Origin of the sequence: Brachyspira innocens ATCC 29796 (genome assembly GCF_000384655.1) — a bacterium.
Taxonomy (GTDB): Bacteria; Spirochaetota; Brachyspiria; order Brachyspirales; family Brachyspiraceae; genus Brachyspira; species Brachyspira innocens.
Map to the genome: position 1 here is coordinate 1 of NZ_ARQI01000058.1, position 9,838 is coordinate 9,838.

The 9,838-nt window shown below is 32.8% G+C and carries 10 protein-coding genes, 1 pseudogene and 1 riboswitch; all 11 genes and pseudogenes read left to right on the forward strand.

Translation table 11 applies throughout. The features are described from left to right. A pseudogene (locus F811_RS15355) lies at window positions 1-411 on the forward strand (hypothetical protein); the annotation flags it as partial. 338 nt (window positions 412-749) lie between these two features. Further along, window positions 750-926: riboswitch (cobalamin riboswitch) on the forward strand. Window positions 927-1,241: 315 nt separating this feature from the next. Continuing rightward, window positions 1,242-1,934: a propanediol utilization microcompartment protein PduB gene (gene pduB, locus F811_RS0101270; RefSeq protein WP_020003494.1), complete on the forward strand. Its 693-nt coding sequence runs from the start codon at window positions 1,242-1,244 to the stop codon at window positions 1,932-1,934. A 16-nt stretch (window positions 1,935-1,950) separates the two neighbouring features. Then, window positions 1,951-3,612 (forward strand): propanediol/glycerol family dehydratase large subunit, encoded by a 1,662-nt coding sequence (locus F811_RS0101275; RefSeq protein ID WP_020003495.1) that lies wholly within the window; start codon window positions 1,951-1,953, stop codon window positions 3,610-3,612. 10 nt (window positions 3,613-3,622) lie between these two features. Continuing rightward, window positions 3,623-4,309, forward strand: a complete 687-nt coding sequence (locus tag F811_RS0101280; protein ID WP_020003496.1) for a propanediol/glycerol family dehydratase medium subunit — start codon at window positions 3,623-3,625, stop codon at window positions 4,307-4,309. 22 nt (window positions 4,310-4,331) lie between these two features. After that, window positions 4,332-4,832 (forward strand): diol dehydratase small subunit, encoded by a 501-nt coding sequence (locus F811_RS0101285; RefSeq protein ID WP_020003497.1) that lies wholly within the window; start codon window positions 4,332-4,334, stop codon window positions 4,830-4,832. Between the two features lie 155 nt (window positions 4,833-4,987). Beyond that, window positions 4,988-6,817 carry a diol dehydratase reactivase subunit alpha gene (locus F811_RS0101290; RefSeq protein WP_020003498.1) on the forward strand — a complete coding sequence of 610 codons (1,830 nt, stop codon included), beginning with the start codon at window positions 4,988-4,990 and terminating at the stop codon, window positions 6,815-6,817. A gap of 2 nt (window positions 6,818-6,819) precedes the next feature. Beyond that, window positions 6,820-7,173 carry a glycerol dehydratase reactivase beta/small subunit family protein gene (locus tag F811_RS0101295; RefSeq protein ID WP_020003499.1) on the forward strand — a complete coding sequence of 118 codons (354 nt, stop codon included), beginning with the start codon at window positions 6,820-6,822 and terminating at the stop codon, window positions 7,171-7,173. 19 nt (window positions 7,174-7,192) lie between these two features. After that, on the forward strand, window positions 7,193-7,597 hold the full coding sequence (locus F811_RS0101300; protein WP_020003500.1) for a GlcG/HbpS family heme-binding protein: 405 nt from the start codon (window positions 7,193-7,195) through the stop codon (window positions 7,595-7,597). A gap of 40 nt (window positions 7,598-7,637) precedes the next feature. After that, entirely contained in the window at window positions 7,638-9,032 is a 1,395-nt protein-coding gene (locus tag F811_RS0101305) for an aldehyde dehydrogenase family protein (RefSeq protein ID WP_020003501.1), read from the forward strand. Window positions 9,033-9,077: 45 nt separating this feature from the next. Beyond that, a complete protein-coding gene (locus F811_RS0101310; protein WP_020003502.1) occupies window positions 9,078-9,710 on the forward strand; it encodes a BMC domain-containing protein in 633 nt (210 codons plus the stop codon). A gap of 29 nt (window positions 9,711-9,739) precedes the next feature. Then, window positions 9,740-9,838: BMC domain-containing protein (locus F811_RS15360; protein ID WP_020003503.1), on the forward strand; the 99-nt coding region annotated here is incomplete at its 3' end.

Genomic DNA, 9,838 nt, shown 5'->3' on the forward strand with positions numbered 1-9,838 from the left:
GAGCATATTAAAAAGTCTGGTTATTATCAATTACAAGTGTCTTCAATTCCTCCAGACAAAGCACAGGAATCCGACTGGGTTAATGTTGTGCCTAATAATCAATTAACTTCCGCTATAGGCTGGGAAAGCGGCGGGGCTGATTTATTTACTTTCAACAGCAAAATAGTGCGTTTAGTGGATTATGACAGGCAGTTTAAATTAAACAGTCAATACGAAACGGCTTTGAATCTTTCACAAAAATATTATGCTTTACTTGAGGCTTCTAAAACTATGGACGACTACAAAAAATATGATTATTATTTCTTATATTATAAAGCTATGGCTGATATGTTAAAAATAATTAAAGATAATGGCAGCGATTATTTCCGTCCTGATGAGGCTGTTACGCATTATACTTTTGAGATTAATTGATAGACTTGTTTCAAAAGTACTTGACAAACAATTCTGCGAGTTTGTTGTTTTATGCTAAATTAAATAATATTAATCATAGTTTAATTAAATATTTTATATGTTGTGTAAATTGTATGTTTAAGCTATAAAATGCAGTTCTTTCACCGAAGGTGTACTGCGTATGGTTCTTTTATACCACGCCACAGGCGGACAGACGTCATAAAAGAACTGGGGTGCGGGGCAAAGCCCTGCAAATATTTTAAATTAAAAAAATTAATTTTGACAAAATAAAATTGTTCCAGTATATTAATAATATTTCATAAAATAAGTATAAATTGTATGAATAAAGATATTGATTTATTATAATTTTTTTATTATAATATAGATATGTACTGAAGGAAATAGGTCAGAATCCTATACTAGCCCGTAGCCGTATTCAGTAGCGAACCCTAGTAAACCATTGTTGCCTATTGAGGTGATGAGAAGGTAGGGTGTAGAAAGCTGTAAGTCGGAATATTTCAATACATAATTTATTTCTGTCGAGGAGCATGGAATGGAATTCACAGTAATTTAATGTTTAATTAGTTCAAAATATCAATTTGTTCAATTTAATCAATTTATTTTATATTGTTTCAATTCTGTGAAATTTTTATCATTTTTTTAAAAAATGATATCTTATTATTGACAATGATATGCCGTTGTTTTATACTATATGTATAGCAATGGTTTATTGTGCATTTTTTGATAATTTTTCTATTCTAATAATCTAAAATTAATCTTTGTCATATAATCATTGCCTTTTAATTAAAAAAATAACATTAATTTTATTATTTTTTAAGGAGGATTTTTATATGAGTAAAGCAATAGAGTTTGTAGGCACTGCTATGGGAGATACTATAGGGCTTGTTATTGCTAATGTGGATAAAAGTGTTTTGGAGAAAATGAATTTTGAAACAAAATACCGTTCTATTGGTATTATAGGCGGCAGAACAGGGGCAGGCCCTCATATAATGGCCGCTGATGAGGCTGTGAAAGCTACAAACACAGAAATTGTTTCTATACAGTTGGCACGTGATACAAAAGGCGGTGCTGGTCATGGTAACTTGATTATATTCGGTTCTGACGATGTTTCAGATTCAAGACGTGCTGTTGAAGTAGCATTAAAAGATTTAGACAGAACTTTTGGTGATGTTTATGGAAATGAGGCTGGACATATAGAGCTTCAATACACTGCAAGAGCTAGTTATGCCTGCAATAAAGCATTTGGTGCCCCAATAGGTAAGGCTTTCGGTATTTGTGTTGGTGCTCCTGCTGCTATAGGTGTAGTAATGGCTGATACTGCTGTTAAAGCTGCTAATGTAGAAGTAGTAGGATATGCTTCTCCTGCAAGCGGTACTAGTTTTTCAAACGAAGTTATATTACAGATATGCGGAGATTCTGGTGCTGTTAGACAGGCTGTAATAGCTGCAAGAGAAATAGGCTGTGAATTGTTGGGAACTTTGGGTTCTAAACCTAAAAATGACAGACCATCATATATAATTTAATTATTAGGAGAAGTTCATGAAATCTAAAAGATTTGAAATATTAAGAAACAGACCAGTAAATCAGGACGGATTTGTTGGTGAATGGCCTGAGGTAGGTCTTGTAGCTATGGACGGACCTAATGATCCTAAACCTAGCATAAAAATATCAAACGGTAAAATAGTTGAGCTTGATGGTAAAAAAGCTGAAGATTTTGATTTTATAGATACATTTATTGCTAATTATTCTATAAATATTGAAAATGCTGAAAAAGCTATGAGTATTGACTCAAAAAAAATAGCTCTTATGTTATGTGACCCTAATGTACAAAGAAGCGAAATAATTCCAATAACAACATCTATAACTCCTGCTAAAATATCAGAAGTTATGAGCTGCATGAATGTTGTTGAAATGATGATGGCTTTGCAGAAAATGAGGGCAAGAAAAACTCCTTCTAATCAATGCCATGTAACTAACGTAAAAGATAACCCAATACAAATAGCAGCAGATGCGGCAGAAGCAGCTGTTAGAGGTTTTGATGAAGAAGAAACTACAGTAGGTATAGTACGTTATGCTCCTTTCAATGCTTTAGGCTTATTAGTTGGTGCTCAGGTTGGAAGACCTGGTATACTTACTCAATGTTCATTAGAAGAGGCTACTGAATTGTTACTAGGTATGAGAGGATTAACCTGTTATGCAGAAACAATATCAGTATATGGAACAGAAAGAGTATTTACAGATGGAGATGATACTCCATATTCTAAAGCTTTCTTAGCTTCATCTTATGCATCACGCGGTTTAAAAATGCGTTTTACTTCTGGTACTGGAAGTGAAGTACAGATGGGATATGCAGAAGGTAAATCTATGCTTTATTTAGAAGCTAGATGTGTATTCATCACTAAAGGTGCAGGAGTACAAGGTTTGCAAAATGGTTCTATAAGCTGTATAGGTGTTCCGGGCGGAGTTCCTAGCGGTATCAGAGCGGTTTTGGCTGAAAACCTTATTACAGAATGTTTGGATTTGGAAGTTGCTTCTGGTAATGACCAAACTTTCTCTCACTCAGATATAAGAAGAACAGCAAGAATGTTAATGCAGTTTCTCCCTGGTACTGACTTTATATTCTCTGGTTATAGTTCTACTCCTAACTATGACAATATGTTTGCAGGTTCTAACTTTGATGCTGAAGACTTTGATGATATCAATGTATTACAAAGAGACTTGAAAGTTGACGGCGGATTAAGACCTGTAAAAGAAGAAGAAATAATAGCTGTTAGAAATAAAGCTGCAAGAGCTATGCAGGCTATATTTGCTGATTTGGGCTTCCCAGAAATCACTGATGAAGAAGTAGAAGCTGCAACTTATGCACATGGAAGTAAAGATATGCCAGACAGAAATGTTGTAGAAGATTTAAAAGCAGCACAAAGCATACTTACTAATGGAATAACAGGTTTAGATGTTGTTAAAGCTTTATATAGAAAAGGCTTTGAAGATGTTGCTCAAAGTGTTTTAAATATGCTCAAACAACGTGTAGCAGGCGACTATTTGCATACTTCAGCTATTATTGATAGAAACGGCTATGTTATTAGTGCTGTTAATGATGTTAATGATTATCATGGTCCTAGTACTGGTTATCAAATAAGTAAAGAACGCTGGGAAGAAATAAAAAATATTCCTAATGCTATAAGCCCAGATTCTATTTAAGGAGTAAGTAATGAATATAGATGAAAAAACTCTCAAATTAATAGTTAGTGAAGTTATAAAAAATATTAATAATCAAAATAGTAATACAAGCAGCAGTGCTTCTGCAGGTTCTAATCCGAATCCTAATGTAAGTACTAATCATCAGGCACCTCCTCCTCTTAATTTTAAAGAGCTTGGAAAAGCTGAAGTTGGTAAAAATAAATCTGAAGTAGTAATAGGCTTAGCTCCTTCTTTCGGACTTCATCAAACTGAAACTATAGTGCATATACCTCATTCTCAGGTATTAAGAGAATTAATCGCAGGTATAGAAGAAGAAGGATTAAAAGCACGTATAGTTCGTTTCTTACATACATCAGATGTTTCATTTATAGCAAATGCAGCTGCAAAATACAGCGGTTCTGGAATAGGTATAGGTATACAGTCTAAAGGTACTACAGTTATACACCAAAAAGATTTGCTTCCTTTAAGTAATGTTGAATTATTTCCTCAGGCGCCTCTTTTGGATTTGCCTACTTTCAGAGCTATAGGTAAAAATGCTGCTAAGTATGCTAAAGGAGAATCTCCAACTCCTGTACCAGTTCGTAATGATCAAATGGCTCGTCCTAAATATCAGGCAATTGCCGCTTTACTTCATATAAAAGAAACTGAACATGTTGTTGATAATGCAGATCCTATAGAGCTTTCAGTTTCGCTGTAATAATTTTGTAAGGAGATAAAATATGGATGAACAACTTTTAGAAAAAATGATAAAAGAAATAGTTAATAATATTAGCAATACCAGCAATGTTAAGAGTGTTTCTAATACTATTAATGTAAGTGCTAAAGATTATCCTTTAGGCTATAATAGAAAAGATTTGATAAAAACTTCTACAGGAAAAAGTTTAGATGATATTACATTAGAAGCAGTAATGAATGACAGAGTAGGTCCTAATGATGTTCGTATTACCGCTGAAACTTTGGAATATCAGGCACAAATTGCTGAGTCTGTTGGAAGAAAAATATTTGCTATGAATTTGAGAAGAGCTGCTGAATTAACCAGAATAAGCGATGACAGAATATTAGAAATATACAATGCTTTAAGACCTTTCAGATCAACTAAAGCCGAGCTTATTGCTATAGCTGATGAGCTTGAAAATAAATATTCTGCTACAATATCAGCTTCTTTAGTTAGAGAGGCAGCTGAAGTTTATGAAAAGAGAGATCGTTTAAGAAGAAAATAATAATTTTTATTAGCAATAATAATAAAAATAATAATTTTTAAATATTATAAAGCCAAATATAAAAATTGTGAGCATATAGTAAATTCATTTGCTATATATTTTTAGCAAACAGTTTTTATTAGCTGTAATATAAATTTTTATTAATGGAAGTGTCAATGAAATATATTGCTGGAATAGATATAGGTAATTCTACCACTGAAATTGCTGTTGCTAAAATTAGCGATAATAATGAGGCGGAGTTTATATCTAGTGATTTGGTATTTACTACAGGCATAAAAGGTACTTTTTCTAATAAGCATGGTATTTTTGGAGTTCTAAAAAAGAGTTTGGATAAGGTTAATCTTACAGTTAAAGATATATCTTTGATAAGAATAAATGAGGCTACTCCTGTTATTGGTGATGTAGCTATGGAGACTATAACTGAAACTGTTGTAACTGAATCTACTATGATAGGACATAACCCAAAGACACCGGGCGGTTCTGGAATAGGTATAGGCATAAGTGTTCATTATAATGATATTTCCAATATAAAAAAAGGTGAAGATGTAATAATCGTTGTTCCTAATACTGTGGATTTTAAAGATGCTGCCGACTCTGTTAATGAGGCCATATCTAGGGGTATTAATGTTAATGGTTTGATTTTACAGAAAGATGACGGAGTTCTTGTACAAAACAGAATAAACAAAAATATTCCAATAGTTGATGAGGTTACACTTATAGATAAAGTTCCTATTGGTATGCTTTGTGCATTAGAGGTAGCTCTTCCGGGTAAGGTTATTGAAACATTATCCAATCCTTACGGTATAGCAACAGTATTTAATTTATCACCTGAAGAAACTCAGTCAGTTGTACCTATATCAAGGGCTTTGATAGGAAACCGTTCTGCTGTTGTAATAAAAACTCCTGAAGGTAATGTTAAAGAAAGAAGAATACCAGCTGGTAAATTAACTATAATTGATTCTAAAAGGACATTAGAGGTTGATATAGAAGCAGGTGCTGAAAAAATAATGTCTGTTATTAATAAAGCAGATGATATAGAAGATATTATTGGCGAGGCTGGAACTAACATAGGCGGTATGATAGAAAAAGTAAGACAGACTATGGCTAAACTCACAAATAAAAATAAAGATGATATTAAGATTAAGGATCTTTTAGCTGTAGATACTTTTGTACCTAGAAGTGTTAAGGGCGGTCTTGCCAATGAATTTTCTATGGAAAGTGCTGTAGGTATAGCTAGCATGGTTAAATCTGATAGGCTTCAGATGGAAATAATAGCTAATGAGCTTAAAAAAGATTTAAATATTGATGTTGAAGTAGGAGGAGTTGAAGCTGATATGGCTATACTTGGGGCTTTAACTACACCAGGTTCTTCATCTCCTTTAGCTATTATAGATATGGGGGCTGGAAGTACTGATGCTTCTCTGATAGATAAAAACGGAAAAATATCATATACGCATCTTGCAGGTGCAGGAAATATGGTTACGCTTTTAATTAATTCCGAATTGGGACTAGATGATCTTGAAATGGCTGAAAGAATAAAGAAATATCCTTTAGCTAAAGTTGAGAGCATATTTCATATAAGACATGAAGATGGTACAGTGCAGTTTTTTAAAGAGCCTTTAGATCCTAAACTATTTGCAAGAGTTATAGTGGTAGAAGAGAATAATTTTGTTCCTATAGAATCTGATATACCTTTAGAAAAAATAAGGATTGTAAGAAGAAGTGCAAAAGAAAAAGTTTTTGTATTTAATTCTATAAGAGCCTTAGAGACAGTAAGTACTACTGGAAATATAAGAGATATACCGTTTGTAGTATTGGTTGGAGGTTCATCATTAGATTTTGAGATACCTCAAATGGTTATGGACGCTTTATCTCATTATAAAATAGTTGCTGGAAGAGGTAATATAAGAGGAAAAGAAGGTCCTAGAAATGCAGTTGCTACTGGGCTTATATTAGATTATGTTAGGTCTGGAGGAAATAGATAATTATGGATATACCATCTATCATTATATATAATTTGGGCAATGCAGATTCAAAATTAATGGATCAGGTTTTATACGGAATAGAGGAAGAGGGAATACCATATGTAGTTGAAAGTAAAAATGGAGATGGTTATCAAAATGCTGCTGAGGCATCTTATAAGGCTGCTATTGCTTCAAAATTGTCAGTTGGACTGGCTATTGATAGTGAGAATATTGCTGTGCATTATGCTAATTTGGAAGAAAATACTCCTTTATTCTTATATTCTGTGAAATCAATGAATATGCAGAATATGAGAAATATTGGAACAAATTCAGCCAGACTTGTTAAGGGAATTTATTTTATATTGAATGATAATTAATTATGATTGAGGAATGTTTATGGAGCTTAATTTAAATGACGCTTTTATTATGGCTTTGGAGGCTATAAAAAAAGCTGGAAGCATGCATGTTGATGTGTGTATTTCTATTGTTAATAGTCATGGCGAGGAGATTTTCTTTTGTAAAATGGATAATGCTCTTAAAATAAGTGAGAAATTAGCTTTTAAAAAGGCTTACAGCAGTATATCATTAAAAGTTCCTACTTCCGATATAAAAAAGCTTATTGATGACAGTTTATGCGGACTTGATACAGCTATGGCTGGAGAGCTTGTGATGTTTGGCGGAGGAATTCCTATATTTAGAGATGGTAAATTATTGGGAGCTGTTGGAATAAGCGGCGGAGCAGTTGAGGAAGATGTAGTTATAGCTAAGGCGGCTTTAGATGCGTTTAATAGGAGCATTTAATAGATATGTTTAATAAAAATATATTTACGGAGAATATAATATGGATGAGAAATTAATAGAATCTATAGTGAGAGAAGTTGCTAAAAATATTAATATTATTGAATCTGGAAACAGTAGCTGCAATACATTGGGTGTATTTGACAGCATGAAAGAAGCTATCGAGTATGCAAGTATTGCACAAAAGAAATTTTTATGCTCTAGTTTGTCAGAAAGAAAAAAAATAACTGATTCTATAAGAAATAAATTGAGACCTCTTATTAAAGAGATGTCTGTTATGACTGTAGAAGAAAGCAAAATGGGAAGAGTGGAAGATAAAATAAATAAAAATACATTAGCTATAGAAAGATGTACTGGTGTTGAAGATTTGAAAACTGGGGCTTTAACTGGTGATGATGGTCTTAGTTTAATAGAATTTTCTCCATTTGGTGTAATAGGTGCTATAACTCCAGTTACTAATCCCACAGAAACTATAATATGCAATAGTATAAATATGCTTTCTGCAGGAAACAGTGTTGTATTTAGTCCTCATCCTAGTGCTGTAAAAGTATCTAATTGGCTTGTAGGAAAGATAAATGAGGCTATAATAGAAGCTGGAGGCGAGAGAAATTTAGTAGTTACTATTTCTAAGGCTTCAGTTGAAGAGGTTGATTATTTAATGGAAAGTCCTAAAGTAAATGCATTGTGTATTACTGGAGGTATGCCTATAGTTATTAAGGGACTAAAAAGCGGTAAAAAAACTATAGGGGCAGGTGCTGGAAATCCTCCTGTTATAGTTGATGAGACTGCTGATATAGAACAGGCTGCTGCCGATATAGTGGCTGGGGCTTCTCTTGATAATAATATGCCTTGTATAGCAGAAAAAGAGGTATTAGCAGTGGACTCTATATTTGACTATTTGATGTTTAATATGGAAAAGAATAATGCATTTAAAATTTCCAAAAAAGAAGATATGGTAAAACTTGAAAAAGGTGTTATAAATGAAGACGGATCTGTAAACAAAAAGTTTATAGGTAAAAATGCCAAATATATATTAGACACTTTAGGCATAGAATGTCCTTATGATCCTAGATTAATAATAATGGAAACACATAAAGAACATCCTTTTGCTGTAAAAGAGCTTATGATGCCAGTTCTTCCTTTGATAAGATGCAAAGATTTTGATGAGGCATTAGATTTGGCTGTGAAATTAGAGGACGGCTGCCGACATACTGCTGCTATGCATTCTAAACATATTGACAGACTTACAATAGCACCAAAAAGACTTCAGACAACAATATTTGTAAAAAATGCTCCTTCATATGCTGGCATAGGATTGGGAGGAGAAGGATACACTAGTTTTACATTAGCAAGCAGTACTGGAGATGGTATTACTAGTACAGTAACTTTTACAAGAAAAAGAAGATGCGTATTAAAAAATGGATTATTTGTTAGATAAATAATTATATTTTTATATACTTAATAAGAGAGGATATTAATTATTATGGAATATGCTTTAGGTATGATAGAAACTCATGGTCATACGGCTGCTGTTGAAGCTTTAGATGCAGCGTCCAAGGCTAGTAATATAATTTTTCCTTCTATGGTGCATGTTGGAAGCGGAAGAGTTGCGGTTTCATTTTTCGGAGATGTTTCTGCCGTTAAAGTTGCTGTTGACTGTGGAGTTGCTGCTGCTGAGAGAGTTGGAAAGGTTTTAGGCAGTAATGTTATAGCCAGATTGGATAAACAGGTTCTTAATTCTCTTTTTGAGTATGTATCTTCTGATGATAATGGAGATTCAAACAAAGAAAAAAGTGATAGTGAAAAAAAAGAAACTGATAAAAATAAACAATTAGAAAGCAATACAGAAATAATTAATGAAAATGCTGATAATGCTGAGAAAGAAAACAAAGAGAGCGAAGAAAAAGAAACTGATGAAAATAAACAATCAGAAAGCAATACAGAAATAATTAATGAAAATATTGATAATAATTCATCAGACAGTAATGTTGTAATTAATAATACATCGCTTTTTGATGAAGATGTTAATAAAAAAATAGATAATGAAACGGCTTCTAATGAAACTGTTTCAAAGAAAAAAACGAGAAAAAAGAAAAAAAATAATAATAATCAATAAAATAATAAAAATTATTGGAGGTACTATATATGGCAAGTTCTATGGCTTTAGGTATGATAGAAACTAAAGGTTTGGTATCTGCTATAGAAGCAGCAGATGCTATGGTAAAAGCAGCTAATGTTAATCTA

Coding starts and splice junctions, on each gene's coding strand:
- pduB (WP_020003494.1), top strand. CDS start 1,242: ATGAGTAAAGCAATAGAGTTTGTAGGCACTGCTATGGGAGATACTATA.
- F811_RS0101275 (WP_020003495.1), top strand. CDS start 1,951: ATGAAATCTAAAAGATTTGAAATATTAAGAAACAGACCAGTAAATCAG.
- F811_RS0101280 (WP_020003496.1), top strand. CDS start 3,623: ATGAATATAGATGAAAAAACTCTCAAATTAATAGTTAGTGAAGTTATA.
- F811_RS0101285 (WP_020003497.1), top strand. CDS start 4,332: ATGGATGAACAACTTTTAGAAAAAATGATAAAAGAAATAGTTAATAAT.
- F811_RS0101290 (WP_020003498.1), top strand. CDS start 4,988: ATGAAATATATTGCTGGAATAGATATAGGTAATTCTACCACTGAAATT.
- F811_RS0101295 (WP_020003499.1), top strand. CDS start 6,820: ATGGATATACCATCTATCATTATATATAATTTGGGCAATGCAGATTCA.
- F811_RS0101300 (WP_020003500.1), top strand. CDS start 7,193: ATGGAGCTTAATTTAAATGACGCTTTTATTATGGCTTTGGAGGCTATA.
- F811_RS0101305 (WP_020003501.1), top strand. CDS start 7,638: ATGGATGAGAAATTAATAGAATCTATAGTGAGAGAAGTTGCTAAAAAT.
- F811_RS0101310 (WP_020003502.1), top strand. CDS start 9,078: ATGGAATATGCTTTAGGTATGATAGAAACTCATGGTCATACGGCTGCT.